Consider the following 25,373-nt stretch of genomic DNA (forward strand, 5'->3'; position numbering starts at 1 on the left):
ACCGCGATCTTTGGAAAACGAGCGAAGGCGACAGTGTAAACGACGCCCCGTTGCCGCCCGTGCGGGGAGCCCGGCCGCATCCGCTTGCTATCATGGACTGCAGACCGTTGCGCCACCGATCCCCCGATCACCCCTGATCACTTCGCTGCGAGCCGCCCGTGCCCCATGAAGTCAGCCTGATCACCACCATCGCCGCCGGCTTCGGCCTGGCGCTCGTCTTCGGTTTCATCTGCGCCCGCCTGGGCGCGCCGGCACTGGTCGGCTATCTGCTCGCCGGCATCGTGATCGGCCCGGCCACACCGGGTTTCGTCGCCGACATGGCCCTGGCCGGCCAGCTCGCGGAGATCGGCGTGATGCTGCTGATGTTCGGCGTCGGCCTGCACTTCTCGCTGGAAGACCTGCTGTCGGTCCGCCGTATTGCGCTACCGGGTGCGATCGTGCAGATCGCCTTCGCCACCGCGCTGGGCGCAGGCGTGACCAGGCTGTGGGGCTGGCCGCTGGCCGATGCGCTGGTGTTCGGCCTGTGCCTGTCGGTCGCCAGCACCGTGGTGCTGCTGCGCGCGCTGGAGCAGCGCGGCGCGCTCGATTCGGTCAACGGCCGGATCGCGGTCGGCTGGCTGGTGGTCGAGGATCTGGTGATGGTGCTCGTGCTGGTGATGCTGCCCGCGCTGGCCGAGGTGTTCGGCACGGTGCCGTCAGGCCAGGCCGCGGCGATCGCGGCGGGCGGCAACGGCGCCATGCAGCCCGAGGCCGGCGCGTCGCTATGGGCGACGCTGGGCGCCACGCTGGGCCGCGTCGCGATCTTTATCGCGCTGATGCTGCTGGTGGGCCGCCGCGTGTTTCCATGGCTGCTCTGGCAGGTCGCCCGCACCGGCTCCAACGAACTGTTCACGCTGTGCCTGGTCGCGGCGGCGGTCGGCATCGCCTACGGCTCGGCGGTGCTGTTCGGGGTCTCGTTCGCGCTCGGCGCCTTCTTCGCCGGCATGGTGCTGCGCGGCTCGGCGCTGAGCCATCGCGCCGCGCAGGAGACGCTGCCGCTGCGCGACGCCTTCTCGGTGCTGTTCTTCGTCTCGGTCGGCATGCTGTTCGACCCCCGCGTGCTGCTCGACGCGCCGCTGCAGGTCATTGCCACGCTGGCCATCGTGATCGTCGGCAAATCGCTGGCCGCGCTTGCGCTGGTGCTGACGATGCGCTATCCGCTGAACACCGCGCTGACGGTGTCGGCGAGCCTTGCGCAGATCGGCGAGTTCTCGTTCATCCTGGCCGGGCTCGGCGTCACGATCGGCATGCTGAGCCCGCAGGGACACAATCTGGTGCTCGCCGGCTCGTTGATCTCGATCGCGCTCAATCCGCTGGTGTTTCGCACCGTGGAGCCGCTGCAGCGCTGGATCCGCGCGCGCTCCGAACTGGCGCGCAAGCTCGAGCGCAGCGCCGATCCGCTGGCCGAGCTGCCGGCGACGGTCGATCAGGCGCTGCTGACGCGGCAGGTGGTGCTGGTCGGCCACGGCCGCGTCGGCCGCCGTATCGTCGGGGCGCTGCGCGCGCATGGCGTGCCGGTGGTTGTGGCCGACCAGAACCGGGAGATCGTCGAGGCGCTGCGCGCGCAAGGCGTGCCGGCGGTATCGGGCGATGCGGCCGAACCGTCCGTGCTGATCCAGGCCCATATCGCGCGCGCCGGCATGCTGGTGATCGCCACGCCCGATACCGTCGGCGTGCGGCGCATGGTCGAGATCGCCCGCACGCTCAATCCCGGGATCCGCATCCTGGTGCGCACGCACAGCGAGGACGAGGCCGCGCTGCTGCTGAAGGACCGCGTCGGCGAGGTGTTTCTCGGCGAGCAGGAACTGGCGACGGCGATGATCCGGCGCGTGCTGGAGAGCGCGCGGCAGGACGCCGCCGCGGCCGTCGATGCCAGCGCGAAGGGCAGCGTGAACAACGGCGCGAACCGCGGCGCCGACACCGGCGACCGGCGCGCCGACGCGCCGCACTGATCCCGTCCGCTGCGCCGCGCGCTCAGTCCGCGGCGGCGTGCATGCCGCGATAAACCCCGGGCCGCAGCCCGGTCCAGCGCCGGAACGCCCGATGGAAGGCGCCGGGCTCGGCAAACCCCATCTCGGCGGCGATCTCGGTGATCGGCAAGTCGGTATGACTGAGCGCCTCGATCGCCAGGTCGCGCCGCAATTCGTCCTTCAGCTGCTGATAGGTGGCGCCCTCCTCCATCAGCCTGCGCCGCAGCGACGAGGCAGACAGATGCAGCGCCGCCGCGAGCGCCTCGAAGGTCGGCCATCCATCCGGCCGCGACTGCCGCAGCAGCCGGCGAACCCGCGCGGCCACGCTGCTGCGGTCCGAGTACTTGACCACCACGTTATGGGGCGCGTCGCGCAGGAAGGCCTTGACGCTGCGCTCGTCGTGCCGCACCGGATGGTCCAGCCACGCCGCGTCGAAGATCAGCGCGGTGCAGGGCGCATCGAAGGCGAGCTGGCGTGAGTACATGACGCGGTATTCCGCGCTGTAGTCGGGCTCCGGATAGCGGAACGCGGCCAGCCGCACCGGCACCCGCCGCCGCGCCAGCCAGCACATCAGCCCGTGCAGCATGATCAGCAGCGTCTCCTGGGCGAACACGCCGGGACGGCGGCGCGACGGCTCGGTCAGCACCAGCGCGGCGCGCTCGGGGCCGGCGCCGGGCGCGTCGCCATCGTAGCGGCGCAGCAGCTGCACGCCGATATCGTCGAGCAGCAGGCCGAAGCCGCGCGCGACGCGGTCGAGCCCCTGCCCCACGGTGCGGCTGCCGGCCACCGCATGGCACAGCAGCGCGAAGCTGCCGGGCTTCATCGCGCGCGAGTCCTGACCGAAGAACTCGTCGCCAAGCGCCGCCGATACCGCCAGCCACAGCCCGCTGTAGCTTGCCGCGGACACGCGCGCCTGCGCGACCGCCAGCATCGCCGGCGCGATACCGGCGGCGCGCAGCACCGGCTCCGGATCGATGCCGCGCGAGCGCAGCCCGGAAATCGCATGGTGGACAAAGCAGATCGCGACGCTACCTTTTTCCATCGGCACGCGAGGCAGTAACGGGACGCAACAGCAAAGACATGGAGACGATCCGTAAGGTGGTCGGGATGCCGGCTGCCGCCGTCACGGCAAGCGGCGGGCAGTGGCAAATCAGTTCAGCACAGTTGGCGGATTTTGGCATAGCGCGCGCCGGCATCGCCTTTCTACACTGCCGTCATTCCACGACCGCCCCACGGCGACCGCACCACGACGACGCACCACGAAGACCCCGCAACCACGCGACCACAGCGCCATGTACAGCGAATACACCGAGCAGCAACGCATGATCCGCGACACCGCGCGCGCCTTCGCCGAGGAACGGCTCAAGCCCAACGCCGCGCAATGGGACCGCAGCGGCCAACTGCCCGACGAGATCGTCGCCGAGATGGGCGCGCTCGGCCTGCTCGGCATGATCGTGCCCGAGCAATGGGGCGGCACCTATACCGACTACATCGCCTACGCGCTGGCGATCGAGGAGATCGCCGCCGGCTGCGCGGCCTGCGCGACGCTGATGAGCGTGCACAGCTCGGTCGGCTGCGGCCCGATCCTGCACTACGGCAGCGAGGCGCAGAAGCAGCGCTATCTGCCGGCGCTGGCCAGCGGCGAGCTGATCGGCGCGTTCTGCCTGACCGAGCCGCAGGCCGGCTCCGAGGCGCACAACCTGCGCACGCGCGCGCGGCCGACCGACGACGGCTGGGTCCTGTCGGGCAACAAGCAGTTCGTCACCAACGGCCAGCGCGCCGGCATCGCCATCGTCTTCGCCGCGACCGAACCGGAGCGCGGCAAGCGCGGATTGTCTGCTTTCCTCGTTCCGACCGACACGCCGGGCTTTCACGTCCATGCCCCGGAGAAGAAGCTCGGCATCCGTGCTTCGGACACCTGCGCGATCACGCTGGAGGACTGCGTCGTGCCACACGACGCGCTGCTCGGCGACACCGGCGAGGGCCTGCGCATTGCGCTGTCGAATCTCGAAGGCGGCCGCATCGGCATCGCCGCGCAGGCGATCGGCATCGCGCGCTCGGCCTTCGATGCCGCCTGCCGCTATGCCGGCGAACGGGTGCAGTTCGGCCGGCCGCTGCGCGAGCATGCGCCGATCGCCAACATGCTGGCCGACATGGCGACCGAGCTGAACGCGGCGCGCCTGCTGGTGCATCGCGCCGCGCGCATGCGCAGCGACGGCCAGCCCTGCCTGTCCGAGGCCTCGCAGGCCAAGCTGTATGCGTCGGAACTGGCCGAACGGGTCTGCTCCAAGGCGCTGCAGATCCATGGCGGCTACGGCTACCTCGAGGACTACCCGGTCGAGCGGCACTACCGGGACGCGCGCATCACCCAGATCTACGAAGGCACCAGCGAGATCCAGCGGATGCTGATCGCCCGCTCGCTGTAGTTCGCGCCTCGCCTTTCCTGACGACTTGCACGACCAGACAAACGATGGAGACACCATGACCACACAGCCCGCCACCGACACCGCGATTCCGACAGTCAAGCTGCTGATCAACGGCGAATGGGTCGAATCGGCCGCCACCGAATACCGCCAGGTCGTCAATCCGGCCACGCAGCAGGTGCTGGCGCGCGTGCCGCTGGCCACGCAGGCCGAGGTCGACGCCGCCGTCGGCGCGGCGCAGCGCGCCTTCGCCAGCTGGCGCCATACGCCGATCGGCGCGCGGCTGCGCATCATGCTGAAGTACCAGGCGCTGATCCGCGAGCACAGCAAGCGCATCGCCGCGATCCTGACCGCCGAGCAGGGCAAGACGCTGTCCGACGCCGAGGGCGACATCTTCCGCGGCCTCGAGGTGGTCGAGCACGCCGCCTCGATCGGCACGCTGCAGCAAGGCGGCTTTGCCGAGAACGTGGCGGCGACCGTGGACACCTACACGCTGCAGCAGCCGATCGGCGTGTGCGTCGGCATCACGCCGTTCAATTTCCCGGCCATGATTCCGCTGTGGATGTTCCCGATGGCGATCGTCTGCGGCAATACCTTCGTGCTCAAGCCCTCCGAGCAGGACCCGCTGTCGACGATGGAACTGGTGGCGCTCGCGCTCGAAGCGGGCGTGCCGCCCGGCGTGCTGAACGTCGTGCACGGCGCGAAGGATGTGGTCGACGCGCTGTGCACGCATCCCGATGTCAAGGCGGTGTCGTTCGTCGGCTCGACCGCGGTCGGCACCCACGTCTACAACCTGGCCGGCAGCCACGGCAAGCGCGTGCAGTCGATGATGGGCGCCAAGAACCACGCGGTGGTGCTGCCCGACGCGCACAAGGAGCAAACGCTGAACGCGCTGGTTGGCGCCGCCTTCGGCGCGGCGGGCCAGCGCTGCATGGCGACCTCGGTGGCGGTGCTGGTCGGCGCGGCACGCGACTGGGTGCCCGAGCTGATCGCCAAGGCCCGCACGCTGAAGGTCGGCGCCGGCGCCGAGCCCGGCACCGATGTCGGACCGGTGGTGTCGGTCGCGGCCAGGCAGCGCATCCTGGGCCTGATCGAGGCCGGCGTGAAGGAAGGCGCGACGCTCGCGCTCGATGGCCGCGAGGTCAGCGTGCCGGGCTATCCGGACGGCAACTTCATCGGGCCCACCGTATTCACCGACGTCACCACCGAGATGTCGATCTACACGCAGGAGATCTTCGGGCCGGTGCTGGTGGTGATCGGCGTCGACACGCTCGACGAGGCGATCGCGCTGGTCAACCGCAACCCCTTCGGCAACGGCACCGGCGTGTTCACGCAGAGCGGCGCCGCGGCGCGCAAGTTCCAGAGCGAGATCGACGTCGGCCAGGTCGGCATCAATATCCCGATTCCGGTGCCGGTGCCGTATTTCAGCTTCACCGGCTCGCGCGGCTCGAAGCTGGGCGACCTCGGCCCCTACGGCAAGCAGGTGGTGCAGTTCTACACGCAGACCAAGACCGTGACGGCACGCTGGTTCGATGACGAGACCGTCAACCAGGGCGTCAATACCACCATCGCGCTGCGCTGAAACCGGCAACGCACAGGAGACCTCGATGCAGCAGACCTCGATGCATATCGCCTTCATCGGCCTGGGCAACATGGGCGCGCCGATGGCGCGCAACCTGCTGAAGGCCGGCCACACGCTGACGGTATTCGACCTGAACGCGCAGGCGCTGGCCGCGTTGCGCGAAGCCGGCGCCAGCGGCGCCGATTCGCCGCGGCAGGCGGCCGCGGAAGCCGATATCGTGATCACGATGCTGCCGGCCGCGGCCCATGTGCGCGGCGTCTACACCGGCGAGAACGGCGTGCTGGCCGGCGTGCGTCCCGGCGTGCCGCTGGTCGATTCCAGCACGATCGATCCGGCGACGGTACGCGAACTGGCCGCGCTGGCCGCGCGTCAGGGCAATCCGTTCGCCGACGCGCCGGTGTCCGGCGGCACCGGTGGCGCGCAGGCCGGCACGCTGACCTTCATGGTCGGCGCCGAGGCGGCGCTGTTCGAGCGGCTGCAGCCGGTGCTCTCCGGCATGGGCAGGAACGTGGTCCGCTGCGGCGACACCGGCACGGGCCAGGTCGCGAAGATCTGCAACAACCTGATCCTGGGCATTTCGATGATCGGCGTATCCGAGGCGATGGCGCTTGGCGCCCGGCTCGGCATCGACACCACGGTGCTGGCCGGCATCGTCAACACCTCGACCGGGCGCTGCTGGTCCTCCGACACCTACAACCCCTACCCCGGCGTGATCGACACCGCGCCGGCCGCTCGCGGCTACAGCGGCGGCTTCGGCGCCGAGCTGATGCTCAAGGACCTGGGGCTGGCCAACGATGCCGCGCGCGCGGTGCGGCAGCCGCTGTTCCTCGGCGCCCTGGCGCAGCAGCTGTATCAGGCGATGTGCCAGCGCGGCGATGGCCAGCTCGATTTCTCGGGCGTGATTCGGCAATACCTGGATGCCGATGGAGGGACGGCGTGAACGCAAGGGCCGAAACCATGCCGCACGCGGTGGATGCCAAGGGCACAGACGAGGTCCGCTTCGACGTCATCAATCGCGTCGGGCTGGTCACGCTGAACCGGCCGCGCCAGCTCAATGCGCTGTCGTATCCGATGATCCTGGCGCTGCGCGAACGACTGCGGCAATGGGCATCGCGGGACGATGTCGTCGCCGTGGTGCTGCGCGGCGCAGGCGACAAGGCGTTCTGCGCCGGTGGCGATATCCGCGCGCTGTACGACAGTTATCGCGACGACGTGGCCGGCCGAGGCGATGACGATGGCGGACCGCTGTACCGCCGCTTCTTCGTCGACGAATACCAGCTCGATTTCGAACTGCACCGCTATCCCAAGCCGGTGGTCGCGCTGATGGATGGCATCGTGATGGGCGGCGGCATGGGGCTGGCGCAGGCCGCGCGGCTGCGCATCGTCACCGAACGCGCGCGCGTCGCGATGCCGGAGACCGGCATCGGCCTGGTGCCCGATGTCGGCGCCAGCCACTTCCTGTCGCGCATGACGCCCGAGCTGGCGCTCTATGTGGGCCTGACCGGGGTGACGCTCGGCGCGGCCGACACGCTGCTGTGCGGGCTCGCGGATGTCGCGGTCGACAGCGCCGCCTTGGCGGACTTGGAGGCGACGCTGGCCAGCATCGACTGGTCCGGCTGCGCCTGGCCCGGCAACGGCGACACGGTGCTCGCAACCCTGCGCCGCGCGCTGGTCCCCGCATCGCCGGTCACGGCGGCCGACGCCCCGCTGCTGAAGGTCCTGCCCGCCCTGCTGCGGCATTTCCGCGCCGACGCGACGCCGGCGGCGATCCTGCGGGGACTCGCGGGCGAGCAGGATGCCTGCTGCACGGACCGGGCGGAGCGCGCCGACCGGGCCGACCGAGCCGACCGAGCTGATCGCGCCGACCAAGCCGACCGGGCCAACCGAGCTGATGGCGCCGACCGAGCCGATGGTGCCGACCGAGCCGATGACGCCGACCGCACCGGTGGCTCCGATGGTCCCGAAAGGGCCGAATGGGCCGAATGGGCCGCCAAGACCGCCATGCTGCTGCGCGGGCGCTCGCCCCTGATGACGGCGGTCACGCGCGAACTGCTGCTGCGCGGCCGCCGGCTGGACCTGGCCGACTGCTTTCGCATGGAGCTCGACGTGGTCAGCCACGCCTTCACCGACGGCGATTTCATCGAGGGCGTGCGCGCGCTGATCGTCGACAAGGACCAGACCCCGCACTGGCGGGTCGGCAGCCATGACGAGGTCGATCCCGATGCGGTACGCCGGTTCTTCGTATCGCCGTGGCAAGGGGAGCGGCACCCGTTGGCATCGCCCGCCTTGACTTGCTGATTCCCCCGCTCGCGCGGGCGCGACGACCTACCCCTTCGCCCCGCCCCCGCGCGCCGGCTCATGCGCGGCCGGCGCGACCAGCCCATCGGCGCGGAACATCGCCTTGATGCCCCGCACCGCCTGCCGAATGCGCGATTCGTTCTCGATCAGCGCGAAGCGGACGTAGTCGTCGCCGAAGTCGCCGAAGCCGATGCCCGGCGATACCGAGACCTTGGCCTTTTCCAGCAGCTGCTTGGCGAACTCCAGCGAGCCCAGCGCGCGATACGGTTCGGGAATCCGCGCCCAGATATACATCGACGCCTTCGGCAGCTCCACCGGCCAGCCGGCTTCGTTCAGGCCGCGCGCCAACACGTCGCGGCGCGACTGGTATTGCGCGGCGATTTCGCGCACGCACTGCTGGTCGCCTTCGAGCGCGGCGATCGCGGCGATCTGCAGCGGCGTGAAGGTGCCGTAGTCGTGATAGCTCTTGATGCGCGCCAGCGCCGTCACCAGGTCGGCGTTGCCGGCCATGAAGCCGATGCGCCAGCCGGCCATGTTGTAGCTCTTGGACAGCGTGAAGAACTCCACCGCGATGTCCTTGGCGCCCGGCACCTGCAGGATCGACGGCGCCTTCCAGCCGTCGAAGACGATGTCGGCATAGGCCAGGTCATGCACGACCAGGATGTCGTGCTTGCGCGCCAGCGCGATCACGCGCTCGAAGAAATCGAGCTCGACGCATTGCGCGGTCGGGTTGGACGGAAAGCCCAGCACGATCATCTTGGGCTTCGGATAGCTGCCGCGGATCGCGCGCTCGAGCTCGGCGAAGAAGTCGACGCCCGGAATCAGCGGCACCGAGCGGATATCGGCGCCGGCGATCACCGCCCCATAGATGTGAATCGGATAGCTCGGGTCCGGCACCAGCACGGTGTCGCCGCGATCGAGCGTGGCCAGCATCAGATGCGACAGCCCCTCCTTCGAGCCGATCGTCACGATGGCCTCGCGTTCCGGATCGATCTCGACGTCGTAGCGCTCGCGATACCAGTGCGAGATCGCGCGCCGCAGCCGCGGGATGCCGCGCGAGGTCGAATAGCCGTGGGTATTGGGGCGCTGCGCCGCCTCGGTGAGCTTGGCCACGATATGCGCGGGCGTCGCGCCATCGGGGTTGCCCATGCTCATGTCGATGATGTCCTCGCCGCGACGGCGCGCGGCCATCTTGAGCTCGGCGGTGATATTGAAGACGTAGGGGGGAAGACGATCGATGCGCGCGAAGCGGCGCTGGCCCGAAGTGCTCGAGCCCGGGGATGCCGGAATGGCTGACATGGTTGTCCTTGTACGTAAGCGCCCGGAACCGTCCGAGCGACGTTGGCGGTTGTCAGTGCCGCCGGCAACGATGTTAATCGGGTTACGGGCGCGCGTCCACGGCTATCGCGCAAACGCGATGACGCTCTCGTCGGCCCGCTGGGGCGCCGCAGCTTGTGCCGAGCGTTTCTCCCCTCTTGCTCGCGCCGCGCTTCGGCGGTAAGCTTCGCCCACGCTTTGTATGCAAAACTTGAACACAAAAAAAGGAGACATAGCGCGATGGATCTCGCTGCCGCTCAACTGCCGATGGTGCTCAATGGTCTGGAATGGTCGGGCTGCGCGCTCGCGATGAGCGGCTCGCTGCTGGTGGCGCTGCACAACAAGGCGTCGCGCTGGGGCTGGATTTCGTACCTGTGCTCGAACATCGTGTGGAGCGTGTTCGCGCTGGTGACCGGCACCTATGGCTTGTTCGTGCAGCAGCTCGGCTTTACCGCGACCAGCCTGTACGGGCTCTACCGGCATACGCAGTTCCATCGTCAGAGCGGACACGCCGACTCGCACTGAGCCGGAGCGCCCCAGCCCTGCGCGGGGCTCAGTCGTCGAGCGTCTCGTGCACGCCGACCGCGCCGTGCTTCCAGTAGGCCGACGCGCGGATGCGGCGCTTGTCGATGCCGCGCTCGTCAACCAGGCAAGCGCGCACCGCGCGCATCTCGGCGGCTTCGCCGGCGGCCCAGACATAGCCCTCTCCGGCCGGCAATTCCAGCCGGCGCAGCGTCGTCAGCAATTCGTCACCTTCGGCGCGATACAGCCAATGCAGTTCGCAGTCGGCATTGCTGCGCAGATCGAGACGCGCCTCGCGATCCTCGACCTGGACCACGACCACCACGCGCTTGCCGGCGGGCAATTCCTCGAGACGGCGGGCGATCGCGGGCAGCGCCGCTTCGTCGCCGATCAGCAGGTGCCAGTCGAACGCCGACGGGATCACGAAGGAACCGCGCGGCCCGCCGATGCCCAGCCATTGGCCCGGCTGCGCCTGCGCCGCCCAGCTGGCGCCGGGACCGTCGCCGTGCAGCACGAATTCGATATCGAGCTCGCGCGTCGCGGCGTCGTAGCGGCGCGGCGTGTAGTCGCGCGCGATCGGGCGCGGCTGTCCCTCGGGGAACATCGGACCGTCGGGTCCCATCTCGGGCAGCACCGGGCGCTGCTGTCCGGGCGCGGGCAGGAACACCTTGATGTGGTCGTCGAACGAGGCCGAGACGAAGTCGGCGAGGTCGTCGCCGGTGAAGGTCACGCGCAGCAGCGCCGGTGAGAGCCGCTGCGTGCGGACCACCTGGATGTGGCGGAACTTCAGCGGATGGCGGACGCGTTCGACGGTGAGCGCGGCGGCGCCGCGGCTATCGAGCGGACTGGCGGTATCGCCGGTGTTGGCCGTATTGGCCGTATTGGCCGTATTGGCCGTATTGGCCGTATTGGCCGTATTGGCCGTATTGGCCGTATTGGCCGTATTGGCCGTATTGGCCGTATTGGCGGTATTGGCCGTATTGGCGGCATTGGCGGTATTGGCGCGATCGGTAGCGGACATGCATTACCTCGGTTGGCGTGGTCGGGTGGGATGCGGCGGCACGGCGGCTGCCTCGGTGTCTTCGATATCGGCGACGGCGCGCAGCAGGATGTCGGCGATGCGCCGTTGTTCGGCCGGCGAGGCATCGGTGCGCAGCAGCAGCGCGCGCTTGAGCGCCATGCGCGCCTGCACGAACTCCGGCAGCCAGCCGTTGCCCTGCTCGTCCGGCTCGGGCGGCGGCTCGCCGGCAAGCGCGCGGCGCACCCATTCCATCTTGCGGGCGGCATGACGCAGCCCGTTCCACAGCAGCGCCAGGCGCTCGCGGTTGGCCTGCAGGAACTCGCGGCCGGGCTCGGCCAGCCGATAGCACTTGCGGTTGCCGTCGACGTCTACCTCGGCGTGGCCGATCTCCTCCAGGTACGTCAGGGCGGGATAGATCACGCCCGGACTGGGCTTGTAGAAGCCGGCGCTGCGCGCTTCCAGCGCCTTGATCAGCTCGTAGCCATGGCTGGGCTGCTCGGCCAGCAGGTCGAGCAGCAGCAGTTGCAGGTCGTCGGCGCCGAGCTTGCGGCCGCGGCGCAGGCCGTCGGCGTCGGAGCCGAAACCGCCGAATCCACCGAAGGGACCGCCGGGTCCGTGGCCGTGCCGGCCGTGATGATGGCGAGGAGGCATGGGTCAGTCGTCCGTTATATCGAAAAACATATCTTACGATATAGTTGGCGGCACTGCAGGTCAAGCCTCGGCCCTGCTTGGGGCAGGGTCTTGCCGGGCGCGCTGTCCGCCGGTCGCCCTTTGGGTGGGCCGTCCTATCCCGTCGCCCTGTTCCGTCGGCCGCCCTTGTTCCGTCGACCGCCCCTGTTCCGTCGGCCGGCCCGGTCCCGTCGGCTACCCTATTCCCCCAGGAACTCCGCCACGAACTCCAGCCCTTCGATATGGTCGGCCACCACCTTGGCGATCACGGCGAGCGGAATCGCCAGCAGCATCCCCCACGCGCCCCACAGCCAGGTGAACAGCAGCAACGCGACGAACACCGCCACCGGATTCATCTTCGCCATCCGCCCGGTCATCCAGGTCTGCACCACCGAGCCGATCAGCGTCGCGATCAGAATCGAACCCCCCGCTGCCGCGGCGGCCAGCCCCAGCGTGCCGAACTGCATGAAGGCCGCCACGCCGAGCGCGATCGCGGTGGCGCCCGAGCCGAAGTACGGAATCAGATGCAGCGCGGCCGCGGCCAGCGCCCAGGTGCCGGCGTGCTGCAGGCCGATCGCCTTCAGCAGGAACCACGTGCACACCCCCAGCGCGGCATTGGTGATCAGCAGCATCAGCATGTAGCGCTGGATCGCCCGGTTGATCTCGCCGAGCATATGGACGTTGACCTTCTTCTGCGTCAGCGTGCGGCCCGTCATCTTGACGAACTTGCGCTTGAACATGTCGCCCGACACCAGCAGGAAGAAGGTCAGGAACAGCACCACTACGGCCTGCCCCGCCGCCGCGAAGGCGCTGACCGAGCCGGCCAGCACCATGTCGTGCAGCGCGCCGGCGGGCTTCTCGATCACGACGGGCGCGCCGCGCGAGAGCTGTGGCGTGCCGCCGGTCAGCACGGTCGCCGCGCGCTGGATCTTCTGCCACATCGAGTCGTCGCCGCTGAGCAGCGCCGACAGGCTGCGGGAGAGCTTGCGGGCGATCTCGGGCAGACGGTCGACGATGGCCTCCACCTGGCCCTGCAGCAGATAGGCGCCGCACAGCAGCACCGCGACCAACCCCAGCAACACCAGCGTCGCGCCGATCGGACGCGGCAGCCGCTGCCGATGGAGCGCCGACACCAGCGGATCGAGCAGATAGGTCAGGATGACCGCCAGCACCACGGGAATCACGAAAGCCTTGGCAACATGCAGCGCGTACAGGCAGGCCAGCGTCGCGAGCACCACCAGCGCCAGGCTGCCGCGCTGGATCGCCACCGGCAGCATGCGGGCGCTGGCCGGGCCGCGGGCCGGCTCGGCCGCCGATGTGGCGGCCGATGAGGCTGCGGATGAGGCCGCTCCGGACTCACCATCCCGGGCGCCCACGGCGATGGCCGATGCGTCCCGCTGTGCGGTCGCCCCAGGCTCGCGCTCGCGGGTATTCGCGGCGATGGCCGAAGCGTCCGGCTGTGTGCCTGTCGCTGGCTGGCCGTCGCGGACATTCGCGGCGATGGCCGAAGCGTCCGGCCGTGTGGCCGCCGCCTCGCTCGCCGCCGTCGCCCCGGCCAGCGGCTCGACTGCTGCCTCGTCCCGCGATGGCACCGCCCGCGCGCCACCCGTGGACGGTGCGGATGGCGCACCGGGCTGCGCGGACGGATTGGGCGTGGCATGCATGGCGAGGGGGACGGTGCGGGGGCTGGGGAGCGCCGCGCGGGAAGCGCGGTGCATCACTGTCAGCATAGTCGGCGGCTCACGCCCCCCGCAGTCGGACGGCCGCCGCAAGCCGTGTAGGACAAGCGCGACAGCGTCCCCCGTGGCCCACGGCGCTCCGAACACGGCACGGGGACCCGGGCAGGGACCCGCGGCACGGGGACCCGGGTAGCGGTCCGGCACCCGCGGCCGCGCGCCACGGCACGGTTTGACAGCCCGTCCCGATCGACCGATGATGCCCCGCGCCTCACGCCTTTCGGCCCACCGCCCCTTATGGAGACCTCGCCGTCATGCCCGATCACCGCCCTGTGCCTTCCGCCGCGACCGACCTGCCCGTCCTGCGCGATCCGGCGGGACTGCCCGCCCTGCCCCCGATCGCCGAGCCCGGCCAGCCGTGGCAGGCGATCGACACGCCGGCGCTGGTGCTGGAGCTCGATGCCTTCGAGCGCAATCTGCAGCGGATGCAGCAGGCCGCGGATCGGGCCGGCGTCGCGCTGCGGCCCCATGCCAAGGCCCACAAATGTCCAGACATCGCGCTGGCGCAAATGACGCGCGGCGCCGTCGGCATCTGCTGCCAGAAGGTCAGCGAGGCGCTGCCGTTCCTGCGCGCCGGCGTCGCCGACGTCCATATCAGCAACGAGATCGCCGGCCCGGCGAAGGCCACGCTGCTGGCCCGGATGGCGCGCCACGCTCGGATCAGCGTCTGCGTCGACGCCGTCGTCCAGGTGCGCGCACTGGCCGAGGCCGCCGAACGCGAGCAGAGCGGGCTGACGGTGCTGGTCGAACTCGACATCGGCCAGGGCCGTTGCGGCGTGGCCGATGCCGACGCCGCGCTACGGCTGGCCGAGCGCATCGCCGCGCAGCCGCGCCTGTCGTTCGGCGGATTGCAGGCCTACCATGGGGGCATCCAGCATGTGCGCGACCACGCCGCCCGGCGCGAGGCCGCGGCCCGCGCGGCGGAGCGTGCCGGCGCGGTGGCGGCCCGGCTCGCAGCGGCCGGTGCGCCGTGCCAGGTGGTCACCGGCGGTGGCAGCGGCAGTGTCGAATTCGACCTGGCCAGCGGCGTCTTCACCGAGATCCAGCCCGGTTCGTATGTCTTCATGGACGGCGACTACGGCAGCAATGCGCGCGGCGACGACGGCGCGGCCGAGGCGCTGCGTTTCGAGCACAGCCTGTTTATCGCGACCACGGTGATGAGCACCGCGGCGCAGGGCCAGGTCGTGGTCGATGCGGGATTGAAGTCGATGGCGGTCGACTCGGGGCTGCCATGGGTATGGGAACGCAACGGCGGGCAACGCAACGGCGTCGATCACAACAGCGGGGAGCGTAGCGGCGGGCAGCGCAACGTCGGCACGCGCAGCACGCGGCTGGCCTATGTCGCCGCCAACGACGAACACGGCATCGTGCGGCCGGTGCCGGGCGCCGGCGGCGAGGTGCCGGCACTGCCGCAACTGGGTGAACCGCTGTGGCTGGTGCCGGGCCATTGCGATCCGACGCTGAACCTGTACGACACGCTGGTCGGGGTGCGCGACGGCAAGGTGGAATCGCTGTGGCCGATCTCGGCGCGCGGTCTCAGCCGTTAAAACGGGTCGTTAAAACCAGGGTTACACGCGGCCATTAAAGGCAGGCCGTTAGAGGCAGCCCGTTAGCAGCAGCCGTGCGAAGCAGCCGTGCGAAGCAGCCGTCAGAGTAAGCCGTTTGGACGCAGCCGTCAGAGGCGAGCCGCCAGATATAGGCCGCAGATCCGCGGCCAGGCGGGGGGCAGCAAGGAGGAATGACATGATCGATCGCAGCGGACGGCCCATCGACACACCCTCCACGCGGCGGCGCGATGCACTGCGCATCGCGGCCCGCGTCGCCTGCTGGACAGCGCTCGCATCGGCGATGCCGGCCAGCGTGTCCAGCGCCCTTGCGCAACCGCTCGGCACGCTGCCCGTCTCGGCGCTGGCCCGTCCCAATGTGGTGGTGTTGCTGCGGCATGCCAATGCACCCGGCATCGGCGACCCGCCCGGCTTCGACCTGCAGTCCTGTCCGACGCAGCGCAATCTCGATGCGAGCGGCCGCGCCCAGGCACAACGCCTCGGCGCGGCGTGGCGCGCGGCGGGCTTTCGTCCCAGCGCGGTCTGGAGCAGCGCCTGGTGCCGCTGCCGGGACACCGCGCGCCTGATGGACCTCGGTCCCGTCACGGTGCTGCCGGTGCTCAATTCCTTCTTCGGCGACGCCGGCGCCCGCACGCATCAAACCGCCGCGCTGTCCCGGTTTATCGACCAGCTGGATCCGCGCGGCGGGCCGTATCTGATGGTGACCCATCAGGTCGTCATCACGGCCCTGACGGGACAGGGGGCCGACAGCGGCGGCGGCGTCGTGTTCGAACTGTCGCCGGACGGCCAGCCACGGCGCCTGTATCGGCTGCCCGCGGGCTGAGGTCAGTCGCCGGGGTCGCCGCCGGTCGCGGGGTCGCCGAATCGCCGAATCGCCGAATCGCCGAATCGCCGAATCACCGAATCACCGAATCGCAGAATCGCCGAATCGCCGAATCACCGAATCACCGAATCACCGAATCACCGAATCACCGAATCACCGAATCACCGAATCGCCGAGCCGCCCGGTCGCCGGAGCCGCCGCGGGCTACTTGCCGCCGCTCCGGCCGAACGCCAACTACAACGTCGAACCGTGCTGATGGCGGTATTCCTGCGTGCGGCCGCCATAACCGTAGGCCGCGGCCCGGGCGTCGATCACATGGATGTACGAGCAGTCGTGCACATTGCCGATCAACTCGGACAGCGCGCGGTGCACCGCTTCGAGATAGCGGGCCTTCTCGGCCTTGGTATTGGTCTCGTCGGTCACGCTGATATCGAGATGGAAGGCATTGCGCTCGAGCGCGGACAGCGGCTGGCCGTCGATGAACCAGGCGTCGTGCGGCACGTACTGGACCGCGACCGCCATCACTTCGGGCTTCTTGCCCAGCACGGTACGGGTCAGCTCGGCAACGGTGGCGGCGGCCTTGGCGGTCAGCGCGGTATCGGGGCGGCCGGAGATCTGCAGTTGGAGATGGGGCATCGCGGTTTCCTCCTTGAATGGTTGGTGAAGTGGTCGGTGCATGGAATCGCAGGTGGCACGGGCCGGCTCGATATCGCCGTGCCGACCCGCCACTGACTCGATCCTAGTGCCCCGCCTGCCATCGGAAAAGCGGGAAGATTTGATACCATCCATCGGTAATGCCGAAACCAGGAGCGGGCGATGCGCGGCTTCGATCTCGAACAATTGCGTACCTTCGTCGCGGTGGCCGACAGCGGCAGCCTGTCGGCCGCGGCGCCGCGGCTGTTTCTGTCGCAGTCCTCGGTCAGCGAGCAGTTGCGCAAGCTGGAGGAGCGCGCCGGCGTGCCGCTGCTGCTGCGGGGCCGCCGGGGCGTGCAGCCCACCCCGGCCGGCGAGCGGCTGCTCGGCCATGCGCGCCGCATGCTCGATCTGGACGCGCTGGCGATGCAGGACATCCGCGGCGAGACGCTGGCGGGCGAACTGCGGCTCGCCATCACCGACTACTACCGCACCAGCGAGATTGCCGGCATGCTGCGGCGCCTGCGCGAGCGGCACCCGCAACTGCGGCTGCACGTGACGGTGATGAAAAGCGCAGCGATCGATGCCAGCGTCGACGACGACGCCTTCGATATCGGCCTGACCATGCGGGTGGTGGGAGCGCGCAGCGGCGCCGCCGATCGGTCGCGCGGGTCCCGCGGGTCGCGCGGGTCGCGCGCCGGTTGGCTCCCGTTGCGGCGGGAGCCGCTGGCCTGGGTCGTCGCGCGCGGGGAGACGGACAGCATCGCCATGCCGCTGCCGCTGGTGCTGCTGCCGGACACCTGCTCGCTGCACCAGTACGTCGTCCGGACCCTGAAGCGTACCCGCGTGCCGTACCGCGTCTCGCACTCCGCGTCGGGCGTGGCGGGGCTGCAGATGGCGCTCGCGGCCGGGCTCGGCATCTCGTGCCTGAACCGCTCGGCCATTCCGGCCGGCGTGGCCGAGCTCGACGCGGCGACCGCATCGTCGCTGGGCCTGCCGGCGCTGCCCGAGGTCGAGTTCTGCCTGCTGCCGCCGCGCCGCGGCGAAGCACCGGTGGTACAGGCCGCGCGCGAGGTCCTGGCCGAGCAGCTCGGTTGACCGGCGCGGCCGCATGACCCGGCTCGATGACAGTCCCGTGTCGTCACAAGGCACTGTCATATTGCGCGAGTAGACTCGCAACATCGTTCCGTCATACGGACCGGCGCGGTCGCGGCGCGCCGCTCGCCGTCCGCCCAACCGCCGCGCAACTTCCGCCCAGCTTCGGCCCAACTTCCGCCCGACTGCCCCGATGCCCCTTCCCGCCTCCGACAGTTTCGCCGAGCTCGATCTGCTGCGCGCACTGCTGGAAGTCGGCGCGGCGCATTTCGATATCGAAGTCGTATGCGAGGCCAGCAGCCATGGGCGGCGCTTTCCGGTGTACCTCGCCGGCATCGGCTCGCGCGATCCCCACGCGCCGGCGATCGGCCTGTTCGGCGGCATCCACGGCCTCGAACGGATCGGCACGCAGCTGCTGCTCGACTATATGCGGGCGCTGCTCAAGCGCCTCGAATGGGACGAGCTGCTGCACCTGCAATTGCGCAAGGTCCGGCTGTTGTTCATGCCGATCGTCAACCCGGCCGGCATGTGGGCCGGCCGGCGCGCCAATCCGAACGGCGTCGACCTGATGCGCAACGCCCCGCAGGATGCCGAGGGACGCGTGCCCTTCCTCGCCGGCGGCCAGCGCATCGGCCCGTGGCTGCCGTGGTACCGCGGCAGGGCCGGCACGCCGATGGAGGCCGAGAGCACCGCGCTGCTGCGCGTGGTGCAGGCGCAATTGCTGACGCGCCCGCTGAGCTTCGCGGTCGATTGCCATTCGGGCTACGGCTGGCGCGACAGCATCTGGTTTCCCTACGCGCGGACGCAGGCCGCGATGCCGCATCTGCCCGAGATGTACGTGCTGAAGACGCTGTTCGAGCAGGCCCACCCGCATCACGGCTACGCCTTCGAGCCGCAGAGCCACCAGTACCTGGTGCACGGCGACCTGTGGGACTACGCCTATGACCGCACGCCCGCGCCGCATATCTTCCTGCCGATGACGCTGGAACTGGGCTCGTGGCTGTGGATCAAGAAGAATCCGCGGCAGCTGTTCTCGCGCGACGGCTTCTTCAATCCGGTCAAGGCGCATCGCACCGCGCGCGTGCTGCGCCGCCATGTCAGCCTGTTCGACTTCCTGGCGCGCGCCGCCTTCGCGCCGGCGCGCTGGCTGCCGACCGGTGCGGCGCGGCAGGCGATCTGGCGCGAGGCCAGCGAACACTGGCGCGCCCCTGCCGGCAGGCCGACACGATGAGCGACTGGATCCTGTTGCGCGGACTGACGCGCGAGGCGCGCCATTGGGGCGACCTGCCGGCGGCGCTGCGGCGCGGCGGCGCGGTCGGCGATGACGATCGCCTGACGATGCTCGATCTGCCGGGCAACGGCAACCAGGCCCGCCGGAGATCGCCGGCGACGGTGGCGGCCATCGTGTCCCACCTGCGCGCCGACGCGGCACGGGCCGGCCTGCGCCCGCCGTACCGGCTGCTGGCCATGTCGCTGGGCGGCATGGTGGCGACCGCGTGGGCGCAGCAGCACGCGCATGACATCGAACGGCTGGTGTTGATCAACACCAGCATGCGGCCGTTCGGCGCGCCGCATCAGCGCATGCGTCCCGGCGCGTGGCCCGCGGTGCTTGGCCTGATGCGCTCGTGGCACGACGGCGCCCGTTGCGAGGCCATCATCCATCGGCTGACCTGCGCCCGCACCGATGCACTCGAATCCGACGTGGCGCGCTGGACCGCGATCCGCACGGACGCGCCGGTCAGCCGCGGCAATGCGCTGCGCCAACTGCTGGCGGCGGCCCGCTTCCGGGCCGGCACGGCGCCGCCACACTGCGCCACGCTGCTGCTGTCGTCGGCGGCCGACCGGCTGGTGTCCCCGGCCTGCTCGGCGCGATTGGCCGCGGCGTGGTCGGTCCCGCATCGCGTGCACCCGTGGGCGGGACACGACCTGCCGCACGACGATCCGCAATGGGTGGCGCGGGAGGTGGCACGCTGGATCGCGTTGCCGGCCAGCTAGGCATCGCTCTCCAGGCCGTGATCCTCCCGATCGCGAACCGCCGCGACGATGCCGTCGGCGTGCATGTCATTGAGCAGCGCCATGCCGGCGGCGACGAAGGACGGCAAGTCCGGTACGCCGCATTGACGCCCCAGTTCGTGCAGCAGGCTGTCGGCGGTCACCGAGCCGCCCGACTGCCCGATCTCGTGCAGCAGTTGCCAGGCGAGCGGACTCAGCTCCGAGAATCGCACCTCGTCGTCGGCGGTCCTGCGCACCAGCAGGAAGGTCCCCAGGGCCGGCGGTTGCGACGGCCGATACGCCGGTCCGAGCCGATGCACCGGCCAGCGATAGGCCAGGGGCCAGGCCAGCGGGCACAGTCGCAGCGGCAGGTCCAGGGCCGGCGCGCCCATTGGAGTACCCATTGGAGCGCTCATTGGAGTACCCATCGGAGCGCCGATTGGAGCGCCGGTTGGGGCCCGGATTGGCGCGAACAGGTCCGCGCCGAGCGGTTGTGCATCGCTCTGCAGCAGCGCCATTTCCACCCACTCGTAATGCGCCAGCTCGGCGAGGAACGGCCGCCGCATCGGCGCCGGCAAGGACTCGAGATCCAGCGCGTCGACGAAGGCGACAAACTCTTCGGCAATCTCGCCGAAGCGCGGCGTGTGCGAACGGTGGTCCCGCAGGAAGCGCTCGACCAGCCAGCGCCAATGCTCGGCTCCCAGCAAGGACACCAGCACCGGAAAGGTCCCGCCCAGCAGCGATACGAGGTTGCCGGTCACCAGTTCGCGATAGATCCGCACGCGGGCCGGGTCCATGCCCGGCGGTGACGGATGGCGCGACGGATCGCGCAGGTGGCGGGTCAGCGCCAGCTGCTGCTGCAATGAAGTGCGCGCGATCTCAGCCATGGGCGATTCTCCTCGCGGCTCCATCCGCACGGGCCTGCAGTTCGCGGATATGGCGCAGCTCCCTGGCCAGCTCCGCATAGTCGGGAAAGTTGAAGTCGCGCTCCAGCACGGTGGGATGCACGCCAAAGCGTGCATAGGCGTATTCCAGCAGCGCCCATACCTCGGCCTTGACCGCGGCGCCATGGGTGTCGATCTTCAGGTCGTCGGCTTCGTCGTAATGGCCCGCCACGTGATAGGCGGCCACCCTGCCCGGCTCGAGCGCATCGAGGAAGGCATAGGGATCGAAGCCGTGGTTGATCGCGTTGACGTAGACGTTGTTGACGTCGAGCAGCAAGACACAGTCCGCCTCGCGCAGCACGGCATTGGTAAAGGTGGCCTCGTCCATGTCCTGCCGCGGCGCGGCGTAGTACGACACGTTCTCGATTGCCATCGTCCTGCCGAGGATCTGCTGTGCCCGGCGAATGCGGGCGACCACATGTTCGATGGTCTCCGCCGTGAACGGCAGCGGCAGCAGATCGTACAGATGCGCGTCGTCGGTGCAGTAGCTCAGGTGCTCGCTGTAGAGCGGCACGCGATGGCCATCGAGGAAGCCGCGGATCTCGGTCAGCAGGCCTTCATCGAGCGGCGCGATGCCGCCGAGCGACAGCGACAGTCCATGGCAATAGAGCGGATACCGCCCGGCCAGACGGCCCAGCGCCTTGCCATGGGCGCCGCCGACGCGCAGCCAGTTCTCGGGAGCCAGCTCGAGGAAATCGAAGTCGCCGGGCGGCGCCTGCTCCAGCTGCGGGATCAGGGCCCGGCGCAGCCCCAGGCCGACGCAGGCGGTGGGCGCGGAGCGCGGTGACAGGACGGACGAACGGATCGGCACCGGCACGGTGGATCTCCTTGGATCGTTTGGGGGGCATGGGAAAACATGGGGGGGCATGGGGCCACCGGGGGGCCCGATGCAGGGCTTGCGCAGCCGCGCCACACCGATTCGATCCGGCGCGGCGCAGCCGCACGGGACGGCTACTTCTGCAGCTTGGCGAACAGGTTCTTCGGTACCGGCTTGCCGTTGGCCTGGTAGGTGGCGCGCAGATACTCGTAGGCCTCGGCCTGCGAGATGTTGCCGTCGTGGCTGGTGTCGATCTTGTCGAACTCCGCGGCGCGCGTCGGCGCCACCGCCAGGAACTCGGCGCGCGAGACGAGGCCGTTCTTGTCGGTATCGGTGCGCGAGAAGGAGGCGTCGCCGCATTTCCCTTCGCCGCATTTCCCTTCGCCGCATTTGCCCTCGCCACACTTGCCTTCGGCCTGCGCGCCCTTGCTGGCGCCGCGCGACACGCGCGTCGTTTCGGCACCGCACTTGCCTTCGCCGCACTTGCCCTCGCCGCATTTGCCTTCTGCCTGCGCGCCCTTCTTCGCGCCGCGCGGTGCGCGCACCGTTTCCGCACCGCACTTGCCTTCGCCGCATTTGCCTTCGGCGGCCTTGCCGTCGGCCGCGGCCACCAGATAGCCCTGCGCCAGCGGCTGCATGGCGAAGACCGGTCCATTCAGCAGCACGCTGCCGGCCAGCGCGGCACCAAGCAGGCCGAGCGTCGTCTTGCGGGAGGAATGAGCTTGTGACATGGCGAAACTCCTGAGTCAATGCACGCGGACGTGCGGGTCTGTGCCACGAGGCGTGGCGAACGGAATCGTTTCGATTGGGGTGGTCGTCTATGGCGGGCTCGCGCAGCGAAGCGCCGCATATCGAGCGGCCGGACGGCGAGACCATCAGGCGCTGGCCCTGGCCCTGGCCCGGCTCAGCGCGGCCAACGCGATGCCGATGGCGATCAGCGCACCGCCGGCCCATGGCAGCAGAAGCGCCAGCGGCAGGCCGAGCAGGATCAGCACGGCGGACCAGACGGCATGGCCGGCATGGGTTGCAGCAGCGGCCGGCAGCGCGTTGCCACGCGCCCACCGGTGCATCAGCAAGCCGTCCAGGCTCAGCGGGCCGGCACCACGCAGCAGCAGCGGCAGCAGCATGAGCACATACAGCAGCGGCAGCTTGAAGTTGCCGTAGCCCTTGTCGGTGACGGCGTAGCCCTGCCACAGCTCGGCGAGGCTCGCCCACTCCGTTGGCCAATGGACCGCGTAGGTTGCGACCACGGTCAGCACGATCAGCGCGTAGGCGACGAAGCGCGTACCCAGGCCCAGCAGCAGCGCGACGGCGCCCAGCAGTTCGAGCCAGGTCGCCAGCGTCCAGTTGAGGTTGGCGCTCAGCAGCGAGAACGGCAGCGGGAACTGCCCGGCGAGCTGGTCGAACCAGTTCTGTCCGAGCAGCTTCTCGCGGCCCGACTCGAAGAACTCCCAGGCGAGGATCGCGCGCAGTCCGATCGGCGCCAGCCAGTGGCCGACGGTATCGAGGCGGGTTGTCAGCGGGATGGGGATGGGCCGGTCTTGCACAGTGCGCTCCTTGAAATGGCGTCGTGGATTCGATGTCGCCATTTCAGGGCGGGCGTGTATCGCGGATGTGTTTGCCGGCGCGCGGGATTGTCACGGAGTTGCATCGCGGGCGGTGGCAGATACAGTGCAATACAAAGCGCGGGCGTTCTCGGTGGTTCGCGGTCCGCGGTCGTTCTCCACGGTTCGCGGCAGTCGCACCGTTGCACCGTTGCACCGTTGCACCTTTTGCGCCTTTGCACCATTGCACCGTTGCACCTTTGCGCCTTTGCACCGTTGCACCGTTGCACCGTTGCACCTTTGCGCCTTTGCGCCTTTGCGCCTTTGCGCCGTTGCACCGTGGCACCGTGGCGCGGTTGCGCGGTTGCGCGGTTGCGCCGATGCGCCGATGCGCCAATGCGCGCTTGCACCGATGCACCGATGCGCTTGCCGATGGAAAAAAAAATCCGGATTGGCCTGCCAACGCAACAGGCAAATCCGGATCGGGCACCACGGGGCGCAGCCGAAGCCGCGGCTACGGCGCGAAGCGTGTGAACACGTAGTCGCGGTCCTTGACGCGGGCCGCATGGCAGGCGAAGCAGGTTTGATGCTGGGCCGCGTCCACCGCCACGCCGTTGACGAAGCGGCCGAAGCCCCAGCCTCCGGTCGACGCATACCGGCGCGAGTCCTTGACCATCACCTGCACCGTGGTCGGCTGCCCCGGTATCGTCGCGGGCTCGAAGTCGGGCGATGGCTTGCGCTTGTAGGCCAGCTTGACCAGCACGGCCCCGTCCGGGAAGCGCTTCGCGGATCGTTCGATGGCCGCCATCGCTTCCGGGTTGCCCAGCACCACACGCAGCTCATCGAGCGGGGCGGCCTCTTCGGCGGGTGCGATCAACTGCCATTTACGGTAGCCGTGGGGAATGGTGACGCCATAGATGGGGGAGGCCGATGGCTTGGCGGTCGGCTGTGTGGCGGTTGGCTGCGTGGCGGTCGGCTGCTGGACGCGCTGCTTGGTGGCGGGCTGCTGGGCGGTCTGATGCTCGGCAGGCTGCTTGCCGGTCTGTTGCTGCGCGGTGTCGCTGGCGGCATGGACCGCTGGCTGCGCGGTGTCGCGCGCGCCGTGGACCGATGGCTGCGCCAGGGTCGGCTGGCCGACGGCGGCGCAGGCGAGCAGCGTAAGCCCGGCGAGGGTCGTGGGTAGTCGGAGACGTTGCATGCGAGATCCCCTCGCTCAAAGCTGCACGACCTGCAACACCGCGTCGGCGAATGCGCGCGGTGCTTCCTGCGGCAGGTTGTGGCCGATGCCGCCGCCGATGTCCCGGTGCTGGTACTTGCCGGTGAACATGCCGGCGTAAGCGGCGGGCTTCGGATGCGGGGCACCGTTCGCGTCGCCTTCCATCGTGATGGTCGGCACCGAGATCTTCGGCGCCGCCGCCAGGCGCTTCTCCAGCGCATCGTATTGCGTCTCGCCCTGGGCCAGCCCGAGACGCCACCGATAGTTGTGGATCACGATGGCGACGTGATCGGGGTTGTCGAACGACTGCGCCGAGCGGCGGTAGGTGGCGTCATCGAATCGCCACTGCGGCGAGGCCAGTTGCCAGATCAGCCGGTTGAAGCCATCGAGATTGGCCGCATAGCCGGCGGCTCCGCGTTCGGTCGCGAAGTAGAACTGGTACCACCATTGCAACTCGGCCTGCGGCGGCAAGGGCTTGCGGTTGGCTTCCTGGCTGCCGATCAGATAGCCGCTGACGGATACCAGTCCAAGGCAGCGCTCCGGCCACAGCGCGGCGACGATATTCGCGGTGCGGGCGCCCCAGCCGAAACCGGCAATGATGGCCTTGTCGATCTTCAGCGCATCCATCAGCGCGATGACGTCGAGCGCAAGCGCGGCCTGCTGGCCGTTGCGCGGCGTGTCGGCCGACAGGAAGCGGGTCGAGCCGTATCCACGCAGGTACGGCATGATCACGCGATAGCCGGCCGCCGACAGCAGCGGCGCGACCTCGACGAAGCTATGGATGTCGTACGGCCAGCCGTGCAGCAGGATCGCCACCGGACCGTTGGCCGGCCCGGCCTCCGCATAGCCGATGTTCAAGGTGCCGGCGTCGATCTGGCGAATGGGACCGAAGGAGGCGGCACCCGGCGTTTGCCGAGCACCGGTCGCGGCCGGCCGTGCCGACTGCGTCGACTTTGCCGATTGTGCCCGGGCCGCGCTGCCCAGGCCCAGTTCCAGCAAGCCGATGCCGGCCAGCGCAGTGGTCGAGCCGAGCAAGCGGCGGCGTTGTGCGTTCACTGAATCTGACATGGTCGTTTCTCCGAAAAGGTGGGTGAGAAACGCCAGTGGACTCCCGCGCGGTATCGTCGGCATGTCCGAATTCCGCCGCCGCGCATCGCCGTGTATCGA

At 69.5% G+C, this 25,373-nt stretch carries 23 protein-coding genes; 11 read left to right on the forward strand and 12 right to left on the reverse strand.

Annotation, left to right across the window (positions count from 1 at the left end):
• The first annotated feature begins 158 nt into the window (after nt 1-158).
• Nucleotides 159-1,991: a YbaL family putative K(+) efflux transporter gene (ybaL, locus tag KZ686_RS16880; protein WP_265634379.1), complete on the forward strand. Its 1,833-nt coding sequence runs from the start codon at nt 159-161 to the stop codon at nt 1,989-1,991.
• Between the two features lie 22 nt (nt 1,992-2,013).
• Here the strand turns inward: ybaL and KZ686_RS16885 are convergent, their stop codons facing one another.
• On the reverse strand, nt 2,014-3,051 hold the full coding sequence (locus KZ686_RS16885) for an AraC family transcriptional regulator (protein ID WP_149318128.1): 1,038 nt from the start codon (nt 3,049-3,051) through the stop codon (nt 2,014-2,016).
• Nucleotides 3,052-3,301: 250 nt separating this feature from the next.
• On the opposite strand from KZ686_RS16885, the gene KZ686_RS16890 reads away from it, so the two are divergent.
• Genes KZ686_RS16890 through KZ686_RS16905 form a run of 4 tightly spaced genes read left to right on the forward strand, consistent with a single transcriptional unit; the run spans nt 3,302 to nt 8,312 of the window.
• Nucleotides 3,302-4,435, forward strand: a complete 1,134-nt coding sequence (locus tag KZ686_RS16890; RefSeq protein ID WP_149318127.1) for an acyl-CoA dehydrogenase family protein — start codon at nt 3,302-3,304, stop codon at nt 4,433-4,435.
• A 55-nt stretch (nt 4,436-4,490) separates the two neighbouring features.
• Nucleotides 4,491-6,014 (forward strand): CoA-acylating methylmalonate-semialdehyde dehydrogenase, encoded by a 1,524-nt coding sequence (locus KZ686_RS16895; protein WP_265634383.1) that lies wholly within the window; start codon nt 4,491-4,493, stop codon nt 6,012-6,014.
• A 40-nt stretch (nt 6,015-6,054) separates the two neighbouring features.
• Nucleotides 6,055-6,954, forward strand: coding sequence for a 3-hydroxyisobutyrate dehydrogenase (gene mmsB, locus KZ686_RS16900; RefSeq protein ID WP_149318374.1), 900 nt, complete (start codon nt 6,055-6,057; stop codon nt 6,952-6,954).
• 17 nt (nt 6,955-6,971) lie between these two features.
• On the forward strand, nt 6,972-8,312 hold the full coding sequence (locus KZ686_RS16905; RefSeq protein WP_265635258.1) for an enoyl-CoA hydratase/isomerase family protein: 1,341 nt from the start codon (nt 6,972-6,974) through the stop codon (nt 8,310-8,312).
• Nucleotides 8,313-8,339: 27 nt separating this feature from the next.
• Here the strand turns inward: KZ686_RS16905 and alaC are convergent, their stop codons facing one another.
• The gene (gene alaC, locus KZ686_RS16910; RefSeq protein ID WP_149318125.1) at nt 8,340-9,611 is read right to left on the reverse strand and encodes an alanine transaminase; all 1,272 of its coding nucleotides are present in this window, start codon (nt 9,609-9,611) and stop codon (nt 8,340-8,342) included.
• 258 nt (nt 9,612-9,869) lie between these two features.
• Between alaC and KZ686_RS16915 the strand changes: the two genes are divergently transcribed.
• On the forward strand, nt 9,870-10,154 hold the full coding sequence (locus tag KZ686_RS16915; RefSeq protein WP_265634388.1) for a nicotinamide mononucleotide transporter: 285 nt from the start codon (nt 9,870-9,872) through the stop codon (nt 10,152-10,154).
• Between the two features lie 28 nt (nt 10,155-10,182).
• Here the strand turns inward: KZ686_RS16915 and KZ686_RS16920 are convergent, their stop codons facing one another.
• From KZ686_RS16920 to KZ686_RS16930, 3 genes are all read right to left on the reverse strand, one after another.
• Nucleotides 10,183-11,172 (reverse strand): siderophore-interacting protein, encoded by a 990-nt coding sequence (locus tag KZ686_RS16920; protein ID WP_265634390.1) that lies wholly within the window; start codon nt 11,170-11,172, stop codon nt 10,183-10,185.
• Between the two features lie 3 nt (nt 11,173-11,175).
• A complete protein-coding gene (locus KZ686_RS16925; RefSeq protein WP_265634393.1) occupies nt 11,176-11,823 on the reverse strand; it encodes a PadR family transcriptional regulator in 648 nt (215 codons plus the stop codon).
• A 218-nt stretch (nt 11,824-12,041) separates the two neighbouring features.
• On the reverse strand, nt 12,042-13,118 hold the full coding sequence (locus KZ686_RS16930; protein ID WP_226105292.1) for an AI-2E family transporter: 1,077 nt from the start codon (nt 13,116-13,118) through the stop codon (nt 12,042-12,044).
• 713 nt (nt 13,119-13,831) lie between these two features.
• On the opposite strand from KZ686_RS16930, the gene KZ686_RS16935 reads away from it, so the two are divergent.
• Together KZ686_RS16935 and KZ686_RS16940 are read left to right on the forward strand one after the other, a co-directional pair.
• On the forward strand, nt 13,832-15,124 hold the full coding sequence (locus KZ686_RS16935) for a DSD1 family PLP-dependent enzyme (RefSeq protein ID WP_226105290.1): 1,293 nt from the start codon (nt 13,832-13,834) through the stop codon (nt 15,122-15,124).
• A 196-nt stretch (nt 15,125-15,320) separates the two neighbouring features.
• Nucleotides 15,321-15,965 carry a phosphoglycerate mutase family protein gene (locus KZ686_RS16940; protein ID WP_226105288.1) on the forward strand — a complete coding sequence of 215 codons (645 nt, stop codon included), beginning with the start codon at nt 15,321-15,323 and terminating at the stop codon, nt 15,963-15,965.
• A 234-nt stretch (nt 15,966-16,199) separates the two neighbouring features.
• Here the strand turns inward: KZ686_RS16940 and KZ686_RS16945 are convergent, their stop codons facing one another.
• Nucleotides 16,200-16,601, reverse strand: a complete 402-nt coding sequence (locus KZ686_RS16945; protein WP_149318120.1) for a tautomerase family protein — start codon at nt 16,599-16,601, stop codon at nt 16,200-16,202.
• Nucleotides 16,602-16,781: 180 nt separating this feature from the next.
• Between KZ686_RS16945 and KZ686_RS16950 the strand changes: the two genes are divergently transcribed.
• From KZ686_RS16950 to KZ686_RS16960, 3 genes are all read left to right on the forward strand, one after another.
• Entirely contained in the window at nt 16,782-17,696 is a 915-nt protein-coding gene (locus tag KZ686_RS16950; protein ID WP_265634400.1) for a LysR family transcriptional regulator, read from the forward strand.
• A 190-nt stretch (nt 17,697-17,886) separates the two neighbouring features.
• The gene (locus KZ686_RS16955; RefSeq protein ID WP_149318118.1) at nt 17,887-18,924 is read left to right on the forward strand and encodes a M14 family zinc carboxypeptidase; all 1,038 of its coding nucleotides are present in this window, start codon (nt 17,887-17,889) and stop codon (nt 18,922-18,924) included.
• Nucleotides 18,921-19,688, forward strand: coding sequence for an alpha/beta fold hydrolase (locus KZ686_RS16960; RefSeq protein WP_265634403.1), 768 nt, complete (start codon nt 18,921-18,923; stop codon nt 19,686-19,688). The genes KZ686_RS16955 and KZ686_RS16960 overlap by 4 nt, the downstream gene beginning before the upstream one ends.
• On the opposite strand, the gene KZ686_RS16965 is transcribed toward KZ686_RS16960, so the two are convergent.
• From KZ686_RS16965 to KZ686_RS16990, 6 genes are all read right to left on the reverse strand, one after another.
• Nucleotides 19,685-20,572 carry an HvfC/BufC N-terminal domain-containing protein gene (locus tag KZ686_RS16965; protein WP_265634405.1) on the reverse strand — a complete coding sequence of 296 codons (888 nt, stop codon included), beginning with the start codon at nt 20,570-20,572 and terminating at the stop codon, nt 19,685-19,687. The two genes, KZ686_RS16960 and KZ686_RS16965, sit on opposite strands and share 4 nt — an antisense overlap.
• Nucleotides 20,565-21,446: an HvfB family MNIO-type RiPP peptide maturase gene (locus KZ686_RS16970; protein WP_265634407.1), complete on the reverse strand. Its 882-nt coding sequence runs from the start codon at nt 21,444-21,446 to the stop codon at nt 20,565-20,567. The genes KZ686_RS16965 and KZ686_RS16970 overlap by 8 nt, the downstream gene beginning before the upstream one ends.
• Nucleotides 21,447-21,580: 134 nt before the next feature.
• Entirely contained in the window at nt 21,581-22,177 is a 597-nt protein-coding gene (locus KZ686_RS16975) for an HvfA family oxazolone/thioamide-modified RiPP metallophore (RefSeq protein ID WP_265634409.1), read from the reverse strand.
• A gap of 144 nt (nt 22,178-22,321) precedes the next feature.
• Nucleotides 22,322-22,993: an HvfX family Cu-binding RiPP maturation protein gene (locus tag KZ686_RS16980; protein ID WP_265634411.1), complete on the reverse strand. Its 672-nt coding sequence runs from the start codon at nt 22,991-22,993 to the stop codon at nt 22,322-22,324.
• A gap of 511 nt (nt 22,994-23,504) precedes the next feature.
• Nucleotides 23,505-23,909 carry a cytochrome P460 family protein gene (locus KZ686_RS16985; RefSeq protein WP_265635259.1) on the reverse strand — a complete coding sequence of 135 codons (405 nt, stop codon included), beginning with the start codon at nt 23,907-23,909 and terminating at the stop codon, nt 23,505-23,507.
• A 294-nt stretch (nt 23,910-24,203) separates the two neighbouring features.
• On the reverse strand, nt 24,204-25,274 hold the full coding sequence (locus KZ686_RS16990) for an alpha/beta fold hydrolase (protein ID WP_265634413.1): 1,071 nt from the start codon (nt 25,272-25,274) through the stop codon (nt 24,204-24,206).
• Nucleotides 25,275-25,373: the final 99 nt, after the last annotated feature.

The sequence above is a fragment of the Cupriavidus cauae genome (assembly GCF_026210475.1).
GTDB classification, from domain to species: domain Bacteria; phylum Pseudomonadota; class Gammaproteobacteria; order Burkholderiales; family Burkholderiaceae; genus Cupriavidus; species Cupriavidus cauae.